The organism is Pseudomonas sp. URIL14HWK12:I6, from assembly GCF_000514195.1.
Lineage (GTDB): Bacteria > Pseudomonadota > Gammaproteobacteria > Pseudomonadales > Pseudomonadaceae > Aquipseudomonas > Aquipseudomonas putida_A.
The window spans coordinates 214,269-234,564 of sequence record NZ_AZVL01000002.1 but is presented as its reverse complement, the minus strand read 5'-3'; the positions used below and the strand labels follow the sequence as shown (position 1 = coordinate 234,564).

18 protein-coding genes are annotated in these 20,296 nt (G+C 60.8%); 8 read left to right on the top strand and 10 right to left on the bottom strand.

Features of this window, described 5'->3' with window-relative positions:
* Nucleotides 1–10: 10 nt before the first annotated feature.
* Nucleotides 11–1,510, bottom strand: coding sequence for an efflux transporter outer membrane subunit (locus H043_RS0104730; protein ID WP_027610910.1), 1,500 nt, complete (start codon nucleotides 1,508–1,510; stop codon nucleotides 11–13).
* Nucleotides 1,511–1,784: 274 nt separating this feature from the next.
* On the opposite strand from H043_RS0104730, the gene H043_RS0104725 reads away from it, so the two are divergent.
* The 4 genes from H043_RS0104725 to H043_RS0104710 all read left to right on the top strand — a co-directional run bounded on the left by H043_RS0104725 (nucleotide 1,785) and on the right by H043_RS0104710 (nucleotide 5,834).
* On the top strand, nucleotides 1,785–2,753 hold the full coding sequence (locus H043_RS0104725) for a LysR family transcriptional regulator (protein ID WP_027610909.1): 969 nt from the start codon (nucleotides 1,785–1,787) through the stop codon (nucleotides 2,751–2,753).
* A 382-nt stretch (nucleotides 2,754–3,135) separates the two neighbouring features.
* Nucleotides 3,136–3,510 (top strand): DUF6124 family protein, encoded by a 375-nt coding sequence (locus tag H043_RS0104720; RefSeq protein WP_027610908.1) that lies wholly within the window; start codon nucleotides 3,136–3,138, stop codon nucleotides 3,508–3,510.
* Nucleotides 3,511–4,201: 691 nt separating this feature from the next.
* Nucleotides 4,202–5,176, top strand: coding sequence for a D-glycerate dehydrogenase (locus H043_RS0104715; RefSeq protein ID WP_027610907.1), 975 nt, complete (start codon nucleotides 4,202–4,204; stop codon nucleotides 5,174–5,176).
* Between the two features lie 148 nt (nucleotides 5,177–5,324).
* Entirely contained in the window at nucleotides 5,325–5,834 is a 510-nt protein-coding gene (locus H043_RS0104710; protein ID WP_027610906.1) for a DUF2165 family protein, read from the top strand.
* A gap of 19 nt (nucleotides 5,835–5,853) precedes the next feature.
* On the opposite strand, the gene H043_RS0104705 is transcribed toward H043_RS0104710, so the two are convergent.
* A complete protein-coding gene (locus H043_RS0104705) occupies nucleotides 5,854–6,756 on the bottom strand; it encodes a DMT family transporter (RefSeq protein ID WP_027610905.1) in 903 nt (300 codons plus the stop codon).
* Nucleotides 6,757–7,010: 254 nt separating this feature from the next.
* On the opposite strand from H043_RS0104705, the gene H043_RS0104700 reads away from it, so the two are divergent.
* Nucleotides 7,011–7,886, top strand: coding sequence for a helix-turn-helix domain-containing protein (locus tag H043_RS0104700; RefSeq protein ID WP_027610904.1), 876 nt, complete (start codon nucleotides 7,011–7,013; stop codon nucleotides 7,884–7,886).
* Nucleotides 7,887–8,028: 142 nt separating this feature from the next.
* Here H043_RS0104700 and H043_RS0104695 read toward each other — a convergent pair whose 3' ends face one another.
* The 6 genes from H043_RS0104695 to H043_RS0104670 form a co-directional block, all read right to left on the bottom strand.
* Nucleotides 8,029–10,458 carry a TonB-dependent receptor gene (locus tag H043_RS0104695; protein ID WP_027610903.1) on the bottom strand — a complete coding sequence of 810 codons (2,430 nt, stop codon included), beginning with the start codon at nucleotides 10,456–10,458 and terminating at the stop codon, nucleotides 8,029–8,031.
* A gap of 139 nt (nucleotides 10,459–10,597) precedes the next feature.
* Nucleotides 10,598–11,587: a FecR family protein gene (locus H043_RS0104690; RefSeq protein WP_027610902.1), complete on the bottom strand. Its 990-nt coding sequence runs from the start codon at nucleotides 11,585–11,587 to the stop codon at nucleotides 10,598–10,600.
* Nucleotides 11,584–12,150 (bottom strand): RNA polymerase sigma factor, encoded by a 567-nt coding sequence (locus H043_RS0104685; protein ID WP_027610901.1) that lies wholly within the window; start codon nucleotides 12,148–12,150, stop codon nucleotides 11,584–11,586. The genes H043_RS0104690 and H043_RS0104685 overlap by 4 nt, the downstream gene beginning before the upstream one ends.
* 1 nt (nucleotide 12,151) lies before the next feature.
* Nucleotides 12,152–12,478, bottom strand: coding sequence for a DUF3325 domain-containing protein (locus H043_RS0104680; RefSeq protein ID WP_027610900.1), 327 nt, complete (start codon nucleotides 12,476–12,478; stop codon nucleotides 12,152–12,154).
* Nucleotides 12,478–14,061, bottom strand: a complete 1,584-nt coding sequence (locus H043_RS0104675) for a PepSY domain-containing protein (protein ID WP_027610899.1) — start codon at nucleotides 14,059–14,061, stop codon at nucleotides 12,478–12,480. The genes H043_RS0104680 and H043_RS0104675 overlap by 1 nt, the downstream gene beginning before the upstream one ends.
* On the bottom strand, nucleotides 14,058–14,363 hold the full coding sequence (locus H043_RS0104670; protein WP_007967542.1) for a DUF3649 domain-containing protein: 306 nt from the start codon (nucleotides 14,361–14,363) through the stop codon (nucleotides 14,058–14,060). Before H043_RS0104670 ends, H043_RS0104675 begins: the two co-directional genes overlap by 4 nt.
* A gap of 178 nt (nucleotides 14,364–14,541) precedes the next feature.
* Between H043_RS0104670 and H043_RS0104665 the strand changes: the two genes are divergently transcribed.
* From H043_RS0104665 to fecA, 3 genes are all read left to right on the top strand, one after another.
* Nucleotides 14,542–15,030, top strand: coding sequence for a sigma-70 family RNA polymerase sigma factor (locus H043_RS0104665; RefSeq protein WP_027610898.1), 489 nt, complete (start codon nucleotides 14,542–14,544; stop codon nucleotides 15,028–15,030).
* Nucleotides 15,027–15,959: a DUF4880 domain-containing protein gene (locus H043_RS0104660; protein WP_027610897.1), complete on the top strand. Its 933-nt coding sequence runs from the start codon at nucleotides 15,027–15,029 to the stop codon at nucleotides 15,957–15,959. Before H043_RS0104665 ends, H043_RS0104660 begins: the two co-directional genes overlap by 4 nt.
* A gap of 143 nt (nucleotides 15,960–16,102) precedes the next feature.
* Nucleotides 16,103–18,433 (top strand): TonB-dependent Fe(3+) dicitrate receptor FecA, encoded by a 2,331-nt coding sequence (fecA, locus tag H043_RS0104655; protein ID WP_027610896.1) that lies wholly within the window; start codon nucleotides 16,103–16,105, stop codon nucleotides 18,431–18,433.
* A 213-nt stretch (nucleotides 18,434–18,646) separates the two neighbouring features.
* Here fecA and H043_RS0104650 read toward each other — a convergent pair whose 3' ends face one another.
* Nucleotides 18,647–19,051, bottom strand: coding sequence for an HPF/RaiA family ribosome-associated protein (locus tag H043_RS0104650; RefSeq protein ID WP_027610895.1), 405 nt, complete (start codon nucleotides 19,049–19,051; stop codon nucleotides 18,647–18,649).
* Nucleotides 19,052–19,251: 200 nt separating this feature from the next.
* Nucleotides 19,252–20,199, bottom strand: coding sequence for a LysR substrate-binding domain-containing protein (locus H043_RS0104645; RefSeq protein ID WP_016986993.1), 948 nt, complete (start codon nucleotides 20,197–20,199; stop codon nucleotides 19,252–19,254).
* Nucleotides 20,200–20,296: the final 97 nt, after the last annotated feature.

Here is a 20,296-nt window from a genome sequence, read left to right as displayed (position 1 = left end):
GGTTGTGTGTTCACCGCAAGAGGGTCGGGGTTTTCGGGGCCTGGGTTTGCTCGGCAGTGGGCACATCATTGCCAGCCCCGAGGCCGCCACCCAGCGCCGTCACCAACTCAGCATGCGCACTCAAGCGCGCCGCCTGCACCTGCTGCTGCACTTGCTGCTGCTTGAACAGCAAGGTCTGCGCATTCAGCACGTTGAGGTAATCGGTGAGGCCACGCTGATAAGCGATCATCGCGATGTCGTAGGTCTTCTGCGCAGTAGCCACCGACTCGGCGGCGAAGGCTTGCTGCTTGTCCATCGACTCGCGGCGGATCAACTGGTCGGAGATGTTCTTCAGCGCATTGACCAGCGTCTGGTTGTAATGCGCAACGGCGATGTCATACCCGGCGGAGGCTTCACCCAATTCGCTGCGTAAACGCCCACCGTCGAAGATCGGCAGCGAGATTGCCGGGCCGACGTTGTAATTGAGTTTCTTGCCAGTCAAAAACTCCAGCGCTCCGCCGCCGGTGGCCATGTAGCCGAGGCTGCCGACCAGATCGACGTTGGGATAAAACCCGGCATGCGCGACATCGATGCCGCGTGCCTGCGCCGCCACTTGCCAGCGACTGGCGACCACATCCGGGCGCTGACCGAGCAACTCGGCGGGCAATGCCGATGGCAGTTTCAACGCAGCACCCAGCGCCAGCGTCGGCCGCTGCAACTGCGCCCCGGCGCCCGGGCCTTTGCCCGCCAGCGCGGCGATCTGGTTACGGCTCAGGGCGATTTCTTCGTCCAGCGCATCCAGTTGCCGATGGGTCTCCGGCAACGGCGTTTCCGCCTGACTGACTTCAAAGTGCGTGCCGATGCCGCCGTCCAGACGCTTCTGCGCCAGATCGAGAATCTGCTGTTGCTGCTTGAGGGTCGCGGCGACGATGTCGCGCTGGGCGTAATGCAGCGACAGCTCGATGTAGGCGCGCACGATGTTGTTCTGCAATTCCAGCTGCGCCAGCCGCGCTTCGGCGGCGCTCATGTGCGCCAGATCCACCGCGCGTTCGCTGGCATTGCTTTCCCGGCCCCAGAGGTCGAGGGCGTAGCTGAAACCCAGCGCGGCGTTGTTGTCCCAGGTGGTGGTGTTGGCCAGCTCGCCCGGGCCGTAGAACTGGTCGGTCGGCCAGTTGTGGCGCTTGAGCGTTGACTCGCCATTGATCTGCAACGACTCGGCGGCCTCGGCGACACCGGCCAGCGCCTTGGCCTGACGCACCCGCGCCGCGGCCATGGCCATGCTCGGGCTGCCCTGCACGGCGAGGTCGATCCAGTGATTGAGTTGCGGATCGCCGTAGGCTTGCCACCATTGTGCGGTGGGCCAGTGGGCGTCTTTGGCGGCGTGAGCAATCGCGTCGTCAGTGGCCAGTGCGTCGGCTTCCAATGCCTTGCTATGCGGGGCGATTCCTTGCGTTGAGATGCAGCCGCTGAGACCCAGGGTAAAAGCCAGAACACTGAGCGGCAAAAGCGCTCTGTTGATGCGACGCGGCACAGCTGCGAATTCCTGAAAGAGGATAAGGCGGGGATTTGTGCAGGGGCTGCCGCAGGCGGCGATCAGTTGATCCTGATCCCTTAAAACAAGATCAAAAGATCGCAGCCTTCGGCAGCTCCTACAGGGAACGGCGCAATTCTAGGTGGGCACTTTAGTGGCGATAAGCTGGGATTCCTGTGAATCTTTGTTACCGTTAACGAGATAATCCCTTGGTCGGGGGTCTCAGCCCCTGAAACTTCGTGTCACAATTTGCCATCTCCCTTGAGAGCACCCCATGGACACATTGCAAAACATGCGCGCCTTCAGTTGTGTGGCCGAAGCCGGCAGCTTCACCGCCGCTGCCGTGCAACTCGACACCACCACGGCCAACGTTTCGCGCGCGGTTTCCAACCTGGAAGCCCACCTGCAAACCCGCCTGCTCAATCGCACGACCCGGCGCATCGCCCTGACCGAGGCCGGCAAGCGCTACCTGCTGCGCTGCGAACAGATCCTGGCCTATGTCGAAGAAGCCGAAGCCGAGGCCAGCCAGGCCCACGCCCGCCCCGCCGGCCAGTTGAAAGTGCACACCATGACCGGCATCGGCCAGCACTTCGTGATCGACGCCATCGCCCGCTACCGCAAGACCCACCCGGACGTGACCTTCGACCTGACCATGGCCAACCGCGTGCCGGACCTGCTCGACGAGGGCTACGACGTGTCCATCGTGCTCGCCAGCGAACTGCCGGACTCGGGCTTCGTCTCGCAACGCCTGGGCATCACCTACAGCATCGTCTGCGCCTCCCCGGCCTATGTGAAAGCCAACGGCTGCGCGCAAAAGCCCGCAGACCTGCTGAACCACGCCTGCCTGCGCCTCGTCAGCCCGGTGATCCCCCTGGAAAAATGGGCCTTCAACGGCCCGGACGGCCAGGAAATGGTCACCATCAACAGCTCGCCGTTCCTGGTGAACTCCGCCGACGCGATGAAAGCCGCGATCATCAGCGGCATGGGCGTCGGCGTCCTGCCGGTCTACGCCGCCATCGAAGGCCTGCGCAACGGCACGCTGGTACGGATGATGCCGAACTACCGCTCGCAGGAACTCAACCTGTACGCGATCTACCCGTCGCGGCAATACCTGGATGCGAAGATCAAGACTTGGGTCGAGTATTTGCGCGGGTCACTGCCGGAGATATTGGCGGCGCATCAGGCGGAACTGGCGGCGTATGAGTTGAGTGGGAGCCTCGCCGGAGCCCGCGTCGCCAACTGATTTTCAACACACGGTGTTCACTGTAGGAGCTGCCGCAGGCTGCGATCTTTTGCCCTTGATGTTTAAAAATCAAAAGATCGCAGCCTACGGCAGCTCCTACAAAAGCGGTGATTTGAAGGGAGTTTTCCGACAGGTTTTGACGGTTGTGGCTCGGAAGTGGGGTGGATAGGCTCAGGGGGTCGTTGACGAATCAACGACCGGACTTGGTCGTCCGGGTTTAGAATGGCGCACTTTTTAAGCTTGCTTAATGGCGAGCTGTGCGTGGGAGGGCCTTGGCCCTGCCGGGTTTCCATTCCCTGGTCGACCAACCTGCGTACGGTTCGCCACCCTATTGCTTGGTCGCAGTACGTGGCGAACTCCACATCCCGAATGGAGTTCCACCATGATCAAACCCACACCCAATCCGCCCCAAGCCGAAAGCACCTCCCCCTACGAATCCCTCGATTCAAAAAAGCTCCACGACGCCGCCGAGCGTGCACTCGACCATTACCTGAAACCTTCCGCCGCCGCTGTGAGATTCCACAAATCCAGCAGCATGTTCCAGGTCGCCCCCGACATGGACAACGAAAGCCTGCTGGTTCACGCCTGCGAATCACTGGCCTCGGCCAGCATCATGACCAGCGACATTGCGGCCTATGTCGAAAGCCCGCAGCGACAGACGATACTGGCGATCCAGCAAATCATCATGCTGGCCGAGCTGGCGGTGAATCGGGTGCTGGACAACGTGGAAATCAGCCAACCTGCAGCACACAGCTGAGCCATTGTGGGAGCGGGCTTGCTCGCGAAGGCGTCAGCACATCCAACACTTTCGGTGACTGACACACCGCTTTCGCGAGCAAGCCCGCTCCCACAGGGGGATTGGGTCAGTCAGTTGGAAACTGGTCGGCTGTCAGACCGCCATCGCTGGCAAGCCAGCTCCCACAGGGATTGGGTGAGTCAGTTAGAGCCTGGTCGGCTGTCAGGCCGCCATCGCGAGCAGGCTCACTCCTACAGAAAGGCAAAGCAGTCCAGACAGACCGCATGCTCTTCACCACTCAATGGCCGAGTGTCAGCTCGCCGAAAGCTCTTGATCTTGCCGTGCCGGCCCCATCGGCAGGCTGAGTGGAGGGGTTTATCCGGGGGGAGGCGCGCAGCGCCATGCGGCGAAGCCGCATACATCGAGAGAAGGTGCAGCGAAGCAAACCGGAGGCGATTCCCCCGGATGAACCCCGCAACGAAGGAACCCGAGCCACGGCGAGGGCCGTACGCCGGGGCCAAGACCTTTGGTTACTTTGGGGCGTTTGCCAAAGTGACTCGCCGTAAGGGCGAAACCGCCAGCAGCAGCACCCGAAGCAACGGATATGTCCCCCATCAACCCAAAGCATGGTCGGCCCAGAGGCCGCCAAGACAACCCAAAACAGAAATGTTAGCTTGCTTGGCAATAAAGCCCAGAAGCCGAGCCCATAGCGATGAAAAAAACAGTCCTGGCCTTCAGCCGCATCACCCCACCCATGATCGAACGCCTGCAACAAGAGTTCGACGTCATCGTCCCCAACCCGAAGAACGGCGACATCAACGCCCAATTCAACGAAGCCCTCCCCCACGCCCACGGCCTGATCGGCGTCGGCCGCAAACTCGGCAAGGCCCAACTCGAAACAGCCACAAAACTCGAAGTAGTCTCCAGCGTCTCCGTCGGCTACGACAACTACGACCTCGACTACTTCAATGAACGCGGGATCATGCTCACCAACACCCCGGACGTGCTCACCGAAAGCACCGCCGACCTCGCCTTCGCCCTGATCATGAGCAGCGCCCGCCGCGTCGCCGAACTCGACGCCTGGACCAAGGCCGGCCAATGGCAGGCCAGCGTCGGCGCACCGTTGTTCGGCTGTGACGTCCACGGCAAAACCCTGGGCATCGTCGGCATGGGCAATATCGGCGCCGCCGTCGCCCGCCGTGGCCATTTCGGCTTCAACATGCCGATTATCTACAGCGGCAACAGCCGCAAGACCGAACTGGAACAGCAACTCGGCGCGCAATTCCGCAGCCTTGACCAACTGCTGGCCGAAGCCGACTTCGTCTGCCTGGTGGTGCCGCTCAGCGACAAGACCCGCCACCTGATCAGCCATCGCGAATTGGCGTTGATGAAGCCGGGGGCGATTCTGGTCAACATCTCCCGTGGCCCGGTGGTCGACGAGCCGGCGCTGATCGAAGCCCTGCAAAACAATCGCATCCGTGGCGCAGGACTGGACGTCTACGAGAAAGAACCGCTGGCCGAGTCGCCGCTGTTCCAGTTGAAAAATGCTGTGACATTGCCGCACATCGGCTCCGCCACGAATGAAACGCGCGAAGCCATGGCCAATCGTGCACTGGCCAATCTGCGCAGCGCGCTGCTCGGCGAACGCCCGCAGGACCTGGTCAATCCGCAAGTCTGGCGCGGATAAAAAATGACGGGCAAGTGCAGAACCGCACTTGCCCGTTAGTTGCCGCCCTACACAACTTGAAATTGAACAACAAAGCCAACTTAACAACAGCATTATAAGCTCTGCCTGGCAATCGAATGATCGACCACTGCTATGGAGAGCTAATCCTGTGAACAACCTGACAACCGATAAAGTTATTCGCTACAGCAAAGTTATATTGATGGCTTACATCAGCTTCTTTGGTGTATTGGTGATGATTCACAACTTTACCGACTATGACTCGAACTACACGTACGTGGCTCATATCCTGAGCATGGACACTACCACCGCCAATGAGTCCATAAAGTACCGAGCCGTCGATTCACCGATGATTCATCACCGGATCTACTGGTTCATCATCACGCTGGAAGTGACGTATACGACGTTATGCCTGATAGGCACCTATCAACTCTATCGGCACATCAATGCGCCTGCAGAGGTATTCCACGAGGCAAAAAAGTTCTCGATCATGGGCATACTGACGGCAATTTTCATTTATTACGTGTGCCTGCAAACCGTGGGTGTGGAATGGTTTGACATGGACACCTCACAATCATGGAATGCCAAGGACTGGGCCCGGCATATCATTGACTTCATATTCCCGGTGATGATTTACATCACCTTGAAAGTCGAGCGCTGATGTTCAGTGATCGTTTGTTTCATACCAACTTCCCCTGCACCGGCGCCACCAGCGTTTTCGGCTTACGAAACACCAAGACATTACCCAGCATCACCAACACCAGCCCGAGCAACGCCGGTGCCGTCCACTGATAACCTTCAGCAAACGCTGACACGTTCAGTGCCACCACCGGGAACAGCACGGTGCAATACGCCGCACGCTCCGGCCCCATACGTCCGACCAGCGTCAGGTACGCGGTGAAGCCGATCACCGAACCGGGGATCACCAGATACAGTAACGCCCCGACGTAACGTGGCGACCACTCCATGTCGAACGCAATGCCATTGACCAGACACCACACCGACAACATCGCCGCCCCGTAGGCCATGCCCCAGGCATTGGTGGTCAAGGGTTTCAAGCCTGCCTTCTGCTGCAGACTCGACAACATATTGCCCGCCGAAAAACACAAGGTGCCACACAGCGCCAAGCCAAGACCAAGCAACGTTTCGGGGCTGGCGTGATGGCCGGCCAGTTCCGGCCAGAACAACATTCCCAGACCGAACAAACCCAGCGCCCCGCCCATCAACACGTTGCGCGCAATGCGCTGACCGAAGAACACGCGTGCATTGAGCGCATTCCACAAAGTGGCCGTGGAAAACACCACCGCCACCAGCCCGCTGGGAATCCACTGGCTGGCGGTCAGAAAGCACATGAAGTTGACGCAGAACAGGCACAGCCCCTGCGCCACACAGATCAGATGTCCGCGCCGATTCATCGGTTGCAGCCGCCGACTGAGCAGCAACAACACGAACAGCACCAGCGCGGCGAGACCGAAGCGATAAACGATCGACACCGGAATCGCCACCACGCCCAGTTGCCATTTCAGGGCAATCCAGGTGGTGCCCCAGATCAGCACGGTCAGCAGATACAGCGAAAGGTTCATGACGAAACTCCTGAGAACACCGGGCACTCTGTGGCAAGCGAGCTTGCTCGCGCTTGAGTGCGCAGCACTCACTGATGGGTCCGCTGCGCAGCCCGGCGGGAGCAAGCGCCCTCGCCACAGGGTTGTGTTGTATGGAGGTTCAGGGTGCGACAGCAACGATCGGGGCGCTTGCAGATTCTTGCGCTTTTGTCGCTCGACAGGCTGGCAGCACGAAAGCTACGGAGTAGGATGCAAGGCGTTGGAGAGAACCGAATATGGCCGCTATCGATACCCTGCAAGTCTTCCAAGCCCTCAACCGCTCGCCGAATGCACGCCTGTTGCACAGCGCCGATCTCGGTGACGGCTTGTCTGCGGCCCTGTGGACCAACCACCACGATGCCCAGGAATACGAAACGCCGAGCCACCACACGCTTTCCTGCTACATCGCCGGGGGCACGGGCACCTTTCGCCGTGGCCAACCGGGGCGCAAGGGCGGACCGGACAAGTTGTGCATCCTGCCCGCCGATCACCAATCGGGCTGGGTGATCAACGGCGATCTGCGTCTCGCTCATCTGTATTTCAGCGCCGAACAATTTGCCTTGGGTTGCGTCACGCTGCTGGATCGCGAGCCGCGAGAGATGCAGTTGCGCGAGCAGACCTTTCTGGAAGATCCGCAGCAGGCCCGACGCTTTCGTCAGTTACTGACACTGAATTGGGACGAACCGGCCGAACGCCTGCTGACCAGCAGCATTGCGCATGAATTGATCAGCCATACCCTGCTCAGCCAGGTCGGCGCCCGGCAGGGTGTGCGCCTCAAGGGCGGACTGGCGCCCCATCAGCGGCGGCAACTGGTCGAGTTCATCGACAATCAGTTGGCCGAGCCGATCAGCCTCGGGCAACTGGCCGGATTGTGTGCGCTGTCGGAATACCACTTTGCGCGGATGTTTCGCGTGAGTTTCGGCCTGCCGCCGCATCAGTACGTGCTGGCGCGGCGCTTGAACCGGGCGCGGGAATTGTTGCGTGGCACGGCGTTGCCGCTGGGGGAGATTGCATTGGCGTGCGGGTTTGCCAGTGCCAGTCATTTCACCAACCGGTTTCGGCAGGTGTTGGGTGGGACGCCTGGGGAATATCGGCAGGCGTTTTTGCGTTAGATCCGGGGTTTTTATTGCCTGATCGGGCCGCTTCGCGAGCAAGCCCGCTCCCACAGGGTTCAGAGTGAACTCAGATTGTTTGAATAACACCATCCAATGTGGGAGCGGGCTTGCTCGCGAAGAACGATGACGCGGTCCTGGATCAGAACTCCAGCGTACTGGAGAGCGAAATCTGCCGCGAATCGCCCATCGACACAAAGAACCGGCTCGCCGCCGAGGTGTAGTAGGTGCGGTCGAACAGGTTCTTCACGTTGAGCTGGAACTTGACCTTCTGCCCTTCGAGTCTGGTGTCGTAAGTGGCAAACGCATCGGCCACGGTGTAGCTCGGCAGGTCGAAATCATTCACCGCATTGCCCGCGCGTTCGCCGACATACCGCGCCCCGGCACCGACCCGCAGTTGGTCGCCACCAATCACGCTGCCGAAGTCATACACCGCCGACAATGAACCGCTGTTCTTCGCCACGTTTTGCAAGCGATTGCCTTTGTAGTCCGGGTCTTCGGTGACCTCGGCATCGGTGTAGGCATAGGCGCCGATCAGGCTCCAGCGATCGGTCAACTGCCCAGTCAGATCCAGTTCCAGACCACGGGAACGCACTTCGCCTGCGGCGCTGTAAATGGTGGTCGGGCCTTCAGAATTGGAGACCAGCACGTTGCGCTTCTTGATGTCGAACAGTGCGATATTGCCTGTGATGCGCCCCGGCATATCCAGACGCGCACCCAGTTCCCACGACTTGGCCTCTTCCGGCGCAATGCTGCCGTCGAGCACGGTGCTGCTGCCGCTGAGCGGGGCGATGGTCGAGTTGGGTTTGAACGATTCGGTGTAGCTGCCGTAGAACGATAATTCGTCGGTGTAGCGATACACCAGACCGGCGCGCGGTACGAATTTCTGCCCGTTGCTGTCGGTGTTGGCCTTGAACGGCACGCCTTTGCCGGCGTACTGGTCGTACTCCTGGAAGCGTCCGCCGGCGACCAGAATCCACTGGTCGTTGAGGTGTATCGAGTCCTGCAGAAACACCGAATCGCTGCGCAGCAGATCGGTCTGCGCACTGTCCGCCGGGCTGACCGTGGTGCCTTCGACTTCACGGCCATACACCGGATTGACATAGCTGAAGGTGCTCAGGCTTTTCTGGCGGATCAGGTCAGCGCGGTAGATCTTGCGGTACTCATCGTCAACGCCGAACACCAGATCATGTTGCATGCCCAGCAGGTTGACTTTGCCTTCGAGGCTGGCGGTGGTGAAACGGTCAGTGCTGATCGCGCCTTGCGTGCCGTCCATGCTGCGGGTCAGCGTGCCTTTTTTGGTGTCGATGGCGGTCACGCGTACCTGGCTCGCGTCGTAGGTTTCGCGGTTCCAGCTGTAGCCAAAATGGGCTTTCCAGTCGTCGTTGAGTTCGTGGTCGGCTTCGAAGTGGTACAGGTCGGAACGGCCTTCCATGTCGTTGAATGGCTCGTCCAGACGCTCGTTGCGCGAGATGTCCAGCGGATGGTTGGTGCGCGGATCGATTACCGTGCCCCGGTCGAACGGGGTGAGAAACTCGCGGTGTTCATAGCCGAACGACAGCTTGGTACGCTCGCCGAACCAGGCCAGCGACGGCGCGATCAGCGTCTCGCGGTGGGTGCCGTAGTTGCGCCAGTAATCTTCGTCTTCATGATCCAGCACCAGCCGATAGGCCAGCCCGGATTCGCCCAGCGCCCCGGTGCTGTCGAAGGTGCCACCGCTGCCATTCTTGCCGTCGCCGTAGGTGGAACCGCGCAGGGTCAGCGCGTTGTATTGAGTCAGTTCCGGCTTCTTGCTGACCAGGTTGACCACGCCGCCCGGATCCTGAATGCCGTAGAGCAACGAGGCCGGGCCCTTGAGCACTTCGACCCGATCGACCGTCGCGTTCATGCCACGGCCCTGCACGATCGGCATGCCGTCGCGCATGATCGAGCCGTTGCGGTTGTCGCCGAAACCGCGGGTCATTACCGAATCCTGGGTGCTGCCCAAGGTGTTGCCCTGGGTGATGCCGCTGACGTTGGCCAACGCATCGTCGAGATTGCGCGGGGACTGATCGCGAATGACCTGGGCCGGAATCACGTTGACGGTCTGAGGAATCTCCTGCAGCGAAGCCGAGGAGCGCATCACCGAACTGGTCTGCGGCGGCTGATAGCTCATCGACTCGTCACGCATCGACGTGATGGTGGTCGCGCCAAGATTGAGTGCGCCTGCGGTGGGTTGCGGTTCCAGCGCCAGGGTGTGGCTGTCGGTACGGCGAAAGGTCATGCCGGAACCACTGAGCAGGCGTTGCAGCGCCTGTTCGGCGCTCATCTGGCCGCTGACGGCCGGGGCGTTAATGCCGTACGGTGCCTCATCGGTGTAGACCACGCTTTGCCCGGTGACGCGGCTGAAGTCGCTCAGAGCCTGGGGCAGTGGTTTGGCGCTCAGGGAGAAACTGAACTGTTTCTGTGTCGGGCTGCTGACGGTTTCAGCGGCCAGCGCCACACTCAGCGGCAACAGCGCCAACGCCGAAAAACTCAATGCCGAAACACCCAACCACTGTTTGACCGAACCCGATTTTGCCCTGGACTTCATTGCTCAATGACCTGTGTAGAACCGCAACGGATGCGAATGACTCGCAGTTTCAGTCACTACACGGATGGGGCTGTGGTTTACCTCACCACAAATTTGAAAATATTTTTTGCTGTCTGAAAGAACGCTATCGCGAGCAGGCTCAGCGCAAAATAATCAGATGCCCCAGCACCTGATGCTGCTCAAACCCCATCACCCCTTGCAGGGAACTCAACACAACCTGCGGATCCTTGCTCGGAAAACTGCCGCTGACCTTGCGCGCAGCCAACTCATCGTTGAGCACAACAATCCGCCCCGGGTAATAGCGCCGCAGATCCTCCACCACATCGGCCAGCGACGCCTTGTAGTAATTCAGCCAGCCCTGACGCCAAGCCAGTTGCGCCTCGCTGTCCACCGCGTGCAGTTTTTCTGCACTGCCCTGCCCGTAAGCCACTTGCTGGCCGGCGGTCAGAATCTGCTGTTGCGCGTTGCGATCCGCCGTCACGCCAACGCGCCCGGACAGCACCGTGACCTGCGCACCTGCGGGCTGCAGACGCACTTCGAATTGCGTGCCGAGCACCCGCGACTCGCCCTTCTCCGCCGCGACCACAAACGGATCCCCCGTATGCGTGACACTGAAGAAACCAGCGCCGCGACGTAACTGCACACGCCGCTCGCCATGACTGAAATCCACCGCGATGGCGCTGTCGGCATCCAGCGTGACTTGCGATTGATCGGCCAGGGTCACGGTGCGGATCTCGCCCGGTGCCGAAACGTAATCGGCACCGAGATCATCGATCCAGCGCTGCGGCTGCCAACCCGTGCCAAGGCTGATCATCAGCATCAGACACGCGGCCATCGCCAGCGCGCCCGACCAGCGCAGCAGCGTTGAACGACGCGGACGATCCATCGCATTGAGGTAGCCCTGCAACGCCAACGCCTCTTCATCGGCCAAGGTACGCGCCGGACTTTCGCTCAACTCCCAGAGCACTTGCGCCTGGGCGTAAGCCTCGGCGTGGGCCGGGTCGGCGCGCAGCCAGTGGCTGAAGGTCAGTTGATCGCCGGTGCTTGGCCGGTCGTGCAGCAGACTCAGCCAGGCGAGCGCGGCCTGTTCCTGAGCGGGCGTCGGGATGACGCGGTCGTTGGATTTCACGGTGCTTTCCCTGGCAGGCGTGGCGCGGGTTCGCGCAGGCTGGCCTTGCAGGCCTCGAGGGCGCGCATCATATGTTTTTCCACGGCACTTTGGGACAGGCCCATGGCTTTGGCGATGTCTGCGTATTTGCGGCCGTGGATGCGATTGAGCAAAAAGATCTGCCGAGTGCGCTCGGGCAAGGCGCGCAACGCCGCTTCGACATGGCGCAGATCATTGCCCGCTTCGAGCGCGGCTTGCGGTTCGCTGCCGTGACTGTCCGGCGCATCCGGTTGCCAGCCCTCATTGACCCGCACCCGCGTGCCTTCGCTGCGCAAGTGATCGATGGCGATGTTGCCGGCGCAGCGCAAAAGGTAGGTGCTGAGTTCTTCGACCTGCACCAGCGGCCGTCGCCAGAAACGCAGGAACAGATCCTGCACCAGATCCGCCGCCGTGGCCCGGCAGCCGACGCGCCGGTTGACCAGCGCTTCCATCTGCGAGCGCTGCGACAGGAACACCTGAAGAAAATGCGCACGCGCACCGTGCGGTTCGTCGTCGCGGGATTCCGGGGGATGATCGATCAGCATGTCAGACCTGCGCCCAGGCAGCGACCGGACTGGCCAGCAGGCTCAACCCGGCCAGTGCGAGGGCCAGACGTGGGCGATACGGCAGCAACAGCACCAACGCCAAGGCGCTGAGCATGAGCACCGCGAACCAGTCGACCAGACCGAAACTCCAGCCGTGTGCAGCGACTGCCGCCCAAAGCGACAGCCCGAGCAACAGCCAACCGGCGAGTTTCAGACCTCGTGCACGTCGGGCAGAGGGTTTGTTGCCGAGCAGTTCATCGTGGTGCCGAGGCATCGACAGACACAACGCGCTGAACCCGGCGTAGCACAGCAACAACGCCAGCAACATCAGCTGACCTCCTGCTCAAGCGCGATCGGTCGCGGCTTTTCGCGGGATGTTTTTTTCACGCTGACGGCGCCGCCGGCACGCTGCATTTTCCATGCGGCCCAGCCGAGGAACAGGCCTGCGCCCAGGCACGTCAGATCAAAACCCGCCAGCGTCCAGTCACCTTGCGCCAGCGTTACCCCGAGATTCCACGGTGTGGTCAGATTGATCAGCGGCACCGCGATAAACAGCACGGCAGCCAGCGCGAGCTGTTCGACCCAGGCCTTGCGCCCTTTGCGCAGCAACGCATGCACCACACTCAAAGCCCAGGCGATAAAAAACGCATTCACTTCCTGATCGGCGCGCCCGAGCAGATCTGTCGGCAACAGACGATTGGCCAAAAAGAACACCGCCACCGCCAACACCAACCCGGCCATGCTGGCGATGTTCAGCACTTCCACCAAGCGCAATTCGAACGGCATCACGCCGCTCTTGGCGTGTTTGAGCTGGCGCTTGCCAAGCCAGATCACCAGCCCGGTGCCGATCATCGCGGTACTCGCCAGACCACAGATGAAATACAGCCAGCGCAATGTCGACCCGGCAAAGTGGCCCATGTGCAAACCGTAGAACGTGCCGCCGACCGCCATCGCCACGGGCTGCTCCGGCGTGCTGCCGAGGCGCTCGCCGGTGACGCCGTTGAACGTCACCGCGCGCCCGAAATCGTGGACGACGCGGTCGCCACGGCGCGACAGCACCACCGAGGCATTCGCGTCCCCCGGATTGTTCACCGTCAGCCGCGCGGTGCTGCCTCCCGCCCACTGCTCGCTGGCCTTGGCCAGAAGTGGAGCCATCGGGCTCAGCGGCGCCGCCCGGTTGGCTCGCTCAGGGGTCTTCGATGCCGGAAAAACTTCGTCGTAAAAGGTGCGCACGTCGCCGTTATAGGATGCCAGAATGCTCGCCGGCATGACCATCGCCATGAAAATCACCAGGCTGCTGTAGGTGATCATCAAGTGAAACGGCAACACCAGCACGCCGACCGCGTTATGCCCGTCGAGCCATGAACGCTGGCCTTTGCGCGGGCGAAAGGTGAAGAAGTCCTTGAAGATTTTCTTGTGGGTGATGATGCCGGTGATCAGCCCGACGAACATCACCATCGCCGCCATCGTCGCCAGCCAGCGGCCCCATGGATAAGGCATTTGCAGCTGGAAATGGAAGCGATAGAAGAACTCGCCGCCCAGGCTTTCGCGGGCCTGGACTTCACTGCCGGTCTGCGCGTCGAGTGTTCTGGATTCGAACTTGCCGCGCTCGCCCGGTGTGTTCGGAGCCTGTTGCCAGCGCACCGTCAGGCCGGGATCGCGGGCGTCGGGCAAGTCGATCAGCCAGCGCGAGGCGCCGGCGGCGTGTTGCTGCAGGTAACTTTGCGCCAGGGTCAGGCTCGCTTCGGCATTAATCGGCCGCGCGGGAATTTCCGGCTGCATCCAGTGGCTGATCTCATCCTTGAAATAGGCCAGCGTCCCGGTCAGAAAAATCGCAAACAGCAGCCAGCCGAACACCAGCCCCGTCCAGGTGTGCAGCCAGGCCATCGACTGACGAAAGCCCTCTTTCATGCGTAACCCAAGCCCCGCGCGGCACCCGACACCGTCGCCAGAATCACGCTGGGCACCAGCAAACCGACCCACGCCGACCACGCCGTGCGGCAAGCGAAGCACCACAGCACCGCGACCAGATAGACCAGAAAGGAAATGGTCATACCGGTCACCACCGCTTCGGCGCGGCTCAACGGCAGCCACATCGTCAGCGCGACACTGGCCAGCGCCGCGACCAGATAGCCGCCGAACACCGCCGCCAGCACCCGCGAGGTGACGGCCAGACGATAGGACATGGGAAGTGAGGCGAGTTTGCCTTTCATGTTTCGACCCTGAAACGAAAAAACGTCCGGCCAACGAGCCGAACCAACAGGCGAGCAATATTAATGATAAATATTCTCATACGCAAAAGCATCTGATTGCCGGACACCCTCGCCCGCCCCTACAATGCGAACAGTTCTTGTTCTCTAACGCATCCAACGTGCGCCCGGAGTAATACCCTTGTCGTCCGCCCATCCCGTCGAATCGCTCTACCACGACCACCACAGCTGGCTCACCGGCTGGTTGCGGCGCAGACTCGGCTGCCCGGACAGCGCGGCGGATCTGGCGCAAGACACCTTCATCCGCGTGCTCAGCTCTCGCGAACCCGCAGTGATCATCGAGCCGCGCGCCTTCCTCACCACCCTCGCCAAACGCGTGCTGTTCAATCATTACCGTCGTCAGGATCTGGAACGCGCCTACCTCGACACGCTGGCGCAGATGCCGGAAATGGTTGCGCCATCGGAAGAAGACAAAGCGATCATCCTGCAAACCCTGATCGAGCTGGACCAGCTGCTCGATGGCTTGCCGCGTCTGGTCAAGCGCGCCTTTTTGCTGGCGCAGGTCGATGGCCTGACTTATCCGCAAATCGCCGCCGAGCTGAGCATCTCGGTGGCCACGGTCAAACGTCATCTGCACAAAGCCGCCCTGCGCTGCTATTTCGCCCTATGAACCGCGCTCCGGATTTCTCTGCGCAAGTGGCCGAACAGGCCGTGCACTGGCTGATGGAAATGCAGCAAGGCACGCTCTCCCCGCGTCAGCAACAAGCCTGGCAACAATGGCTGGACGCCCACAGCGAACATCGTCGCGCGTGGGAGCACATGCAGCGGGTCAACCAACGCTTGCGCGGCGTGGCGTCGCCATTGGTCCACGCCGCGTTGAACGGGCAGAAGTCTTCCAGTCGCCGTCAGGCGCTCAAATTGCTGCTGCTTCTCGGTGCCGGTTCTGCCGTCACCTGGGGCATGCGCGAGCACAATCCGCTGCCGACCCTGCTCGCCGACTACCGCAGCCCGCTGGGCGAGCGACGCAAGGTGACGCTGGGTGCGGGCAGTCAGCTGCAGCTCAATACCGCGAGCGCCGCGGACGTGGATGGCGCGCAGCGGCTGATCCGTTTGCTGGAGGGCGAGATCCTTCTGAGCACCGCACAAGCGTTCGAAGTGCACACGGCACAAGGGCTGTTGAAAACCAGTGCTGCCCGGATCAACGTCCGTCAATTTGCCGATCGCACACAAGTTGCGCTGTTCGAAGGCCAGGTCGAATTGATCCGCCACGGGCACGCGCCGATGGGGCTGCCCGTCGCTCGTCAGCTGAGTTTCAGCGCCACTTCCGTCAGCGAAGCCAAGCCACTGGACGCCAACAGCGGCGCCTGGACCGACGGCATGCTGATCGCCGCACACATGCGCCTGGGCGATTTTCTTGAAGAGCTCGGCCGCTACCGTCGTGGCCAGTTGCATTGCGATGCGAAAGTGGCCGACCTGCTGATCTCCGGGACCTATCCACTGGACGACAGCGAGCGGATTCTTGATCTGCTGCAAATCAGTCTGCCGGTGAAAGTGCGGCGGTTTACTCGTTATTGGGTGAGCGTCGAGGCCCGGGTTTAAAACAAAACAGTGGCGAGGGGGCTTGCTCCCTAGCCACAAAAGCAGTCATTCAAAAAATATTCGTAAACCGTGAGCCGTTTTTCAGATCTGGCGTGACAGAGAAGGAAAGCCCCCTTGATTCAACCTTCTCAGGATCAACCTTCATGCACCCCACCCGTCTCACGCCACTGGCCCGCCGCCTGCGCAACCTCTTACTGGGCGCCAGCCTGAGCTTCAGCGCTCTGCCGGTCATGGCTGCCGAAACCAAGGTTTACCACATCGCTCCGGCGTCGCTGGAAAACGCCCTCAACCAGTTTGGTCGTGAAGCCGGCGTGCTGATTTCCTTTGGCTCGCAAGTCACCAGCGGTGTGCAAAGCCGTGGCCTCGAAGGCAGCTACAGCGCTGCACAAGGTCTCGATGCGCTGCTCGAAGGCACCGGCCTGCAAGCTCGCGCCGAGGGCGACAATGCCTTCAGCCTGCAACCGGTCGGCGACACGGCGCTGGAGCTGGACACCTCGAAAGTCGTCGGTGACTGGCTCGGTGAAGCGGCGCAGGTCAACGTGTTCGAACACCCCGGCGCCCGCGATGTGATCCGCCGCGAAGATTTTGAACGGCAGGGCGCGACTCAGGCGCGCGATGTGCTCAACCGCATCCCCGGGGTCAATGCCCCGGAAAACAACGGCACCGGCAGCCACGACATGGCGCTGAACTTCGGCATTCGCGGTCTCAATCCGCGCCTGGCCGCGCGCTCGACCGTACTGATGGACGGCATTCCCGTGCCGTTCGCACCGTACGGCCAACCGCAGTTGTCGTTTGCGCCGATCAGCATGGGCAACATGGATGCCGTGGACGTGGTGCGTGGCGGCGGCGCCGTGCGTTACGGCCCGCAGAACGTCGGCGGGGTGGTCAACTTCGTGACCCGTGCCATTCCCGACGCGCCGACGGTCAAGGGTGGCTTCCAGACGGAGACCAGTCCGTCGTCGAGCCATGACGGCTTCAAGACCAGCGCCAACCTGCTGGCCGGTGGCACCAACGAAAATGGTCTGGGCGGCGCGCTGCTTTACTCCGGCACCCGTGGCGGTGACTGGCGTGAACACAGCGACAGCGAAATCGACGACCTGATCCTCAAGGGCAAATACCAGCTCGACGAGGCCAACAGCTTCAACGCCATGGCCCAGTATTACGAAGGCAAGGCCGACATGCCCGGCGGCCTCAGCGTCGCCGATTACGACGCCGATCCGTATCAGTCGACGCGCCTGAAAGACCAGTTCTGGGGTCGCCGCACAATGTTCAACTTCGGCTATCGCTATCAGGAAGATCGCCGCGAATTCACCGCCAACACCTTCTTCACCAAGACCCTGCGCAGCGGTTATCTGGATCAGGGCAGTTTCCTCTCGCTGTCACCGCGCGAATATTGGGTACGCGGTTTCGAAACACGTTTCGCCCAAGGCTTCGACCTCGGCCCGACCAGCCATGAAGTCGGCGTCGGTTACCGCTACATCAACGAGGCTGGCCACGAATTGCGCTATCGCACGCCGATCAGCAGCAACCAATACCCGACCACCGACAGCCGCAACGACCGTGACACCCGCGGTGGCACCGAAGCCAATGCGTTGTTCGTTGACGACCGCATCGACATCGGCAAATGGACCATCACCCCGGGTGTGCGCTACGAGATGATCGAGTCGCAGCAGACCAACAACCTGACCGACGTCAAATACAAGGGCGACTACAACACCGCGCTGCCGGCGCTGAACGTGCTGTATCACCTGAGCGACAGCTGGAATCTGTACGCCAACACCGAAGGTTCGTTCGGCAGCGTGCAATACAGCCAGATGCCCAACCGTGTGAGCAGCGGCGAAGTCAAACCGGAGAAGGCCCGCACCTGGGAACTCGGAACCCGTTATGACAACGGCACCCTGCGCGCGGAAATCGGTGCGTTCCTGATCAACTTCGACAACCAGTACGAAAGCAACCAGACCAACGATTCGGTGATCGCCCGGGGCGAGACCCGCCATCAGGGCATCGAGACCAGCGTCAACTACGCGCTGGATGACTTGAGCCCGGCACTGGCCGGTTTCGATGTGTACGCCACTTATGCCTACGTCGACGCGACCATCCGTGAGGACGGGCCAAATAAGGGCAATCGCGTGCCGTTTTCCTCGAAACACAAAGGCACGATTGGCGTCGGTTACACCGAAGGCCCGTGGAAACTCAATGTCGACAGCAGCTTCCAGAGCGACCAGTTCGCCGACAATGCCAACACCTCCAAGGAAAGCGCCGACGGCAGCACCGGCAAGATCCCCGGCTACATGCTGTTCAGCAGCCGCGCCGGTTATGACTTCGGCCCGCAATTGTCGGATCTGAACGTGGCGGTGGGGGTGAAGAACATTTTCAACACCCAGTATTTCACCCGCTCGTTTGATGACAACAATAAAGGCAAGTACGTGGGTGAACCGCGCACGGTGTATGTGCAAACTTCTGTAGCTTTCTAATAAAACTGTGGCGAGGGAGCTTGCTCCCGCTCGGCTACGGAGCAGCCGTAAATCCTGCTGATACAGTCTGGCTGTTGAACGCCGTGCAGGTATTGGGGCCGCTTCGCAGCCCAGCGGGAGCAAGCTCCCTCGCCACACTGTTCAGCAACACAAACAAAAACGGGCCTGCTTGCGCAGGCCCGTTCTCATTGGGTGGCTTGAAAAATCAGCGCATCAACTGTTGATCGCTGCCTGTTCGTTCTCGAGAAACTCTTCTTCCAGCAGTGCGTCATTCGCCTTGCTGAATGGCACGATGGCGGCGCGGGGCTTGCCTCGCAGTTTGCCAAACAGGTGCTCCAGCGCGTGTTCCAGTTTTTCGGCTGCACCGTCGATCGCCTGTTCCAGCGAATCGGCTTTGTGGGTGACGGAAATCGGTTGATGGCCTTTTGGCCGCGCTTCCAGTTGGCAGCGCAAGTCATGGGGACCTGGTTTGTCGCCGTTCTCGTCGCTCAGGTGGACTTCGACACGGGTCAGGTCTTCTTCATAACGTTCGAGCGTGCTCTCAATAGTTGTACGTACCCACTCCTCCAGTCGCTTACTGCTTTGAATATGGTTATCGCTGTTGACTTGGATTTGCATAGTTCATCCCTTATTTCAGCTAGCTCGCCAGAGGCCTTGAATTGGATTTCCTGACCTCCTGGTTACAACAATCGGCCCGACCGGCGAACATTTCAACCCCTGAAAAAAGATAAATATTCATTCGCAAAAAAAGCCGGACAACCGGGCAAGTCACTGGTAAGGTCGGGAGTTGGGTCGCTTCGCAACCCTGCAAAATCTGCTCACAATTGCCCGTCGTTCAACGGGTGCAAGCTACGGAAAATTCCCGCCTCCTCCACCAGCCAGTCATGCACCGCGCGCACGCCCGGATGGCTCAAGGCCCCCGGCGCATACAGCAGCACGTAGCGTTTGTGGTTGGGCACCGACAGGCCGAACGGCACAATCAACGTCCCGCGCTCCAGTTCATCGTTGAGCAACGTGCGTCGGGCAATCGCCACGCCCATGCCGGCAATTGCCGCTTCGATGGTCAGGTGATTGCGATTGAACGTGTGCCCACGCCGAACGTCGGCGCCTTCAAAGCCAATCGCGTTCAGATAAAACTCCCATTCCGCATATTCATAACTGCCGCGCCACGCGGTGATGTCGTGCAACAACGGGAAATACACCAGATCCGCCGGCCCGTGTAGCGGCGGGCGTCCGCGCAACAAACTCGGCGCGCAGACCGGGAAAATCTGCTCATCGAGCAAGGCTGTGGATAACAGTCCCGGGTAGCTGCCGTCGTTCAAATCAATTGCCAGATCAAAGTCGCCCTCGTGCAACGGCACGCTGCTGTCCTCGGCCACTAGGCGCAACTGGATATCCGGATAACGCTGTTGCAGACGCGGCAAACGCGGGGTCAGCCATTTGCTGAGAAATGACGGAATCGAGCGCACCCGCAGAATTCCGCTGATCATCCCCGCATCCAGTCGACGCAGTTCAGCATCGATGCTGCCGTAGGCCTCATTGACCGTGATGGCCAGCCGCTGGCCTTCCGCACTCAACTCGACACCCCGCGCCCGGCGATGAAACAGGCGAAAACCGAGACGCTCTTCGAGTTGGCGAATCTGCTGGCTGACCGCCCCCGGGGTGATGTGCAGCTCTTCCGCGCAACGGGTGAACGACAGGTGCCGCGCGGCACAGGAAAACACCTGCAGCCAGACGTAGGTCTGGGCATGCAATTGACGACTCATCGTTTAGTCCTGCTAAAGGCTTTCTTAGGAAGTTTCGTTGGTCACGTAGATCTGACGTAGGCAGTATCGCCGACATTGCGCTTGTCCTACAAAAAAT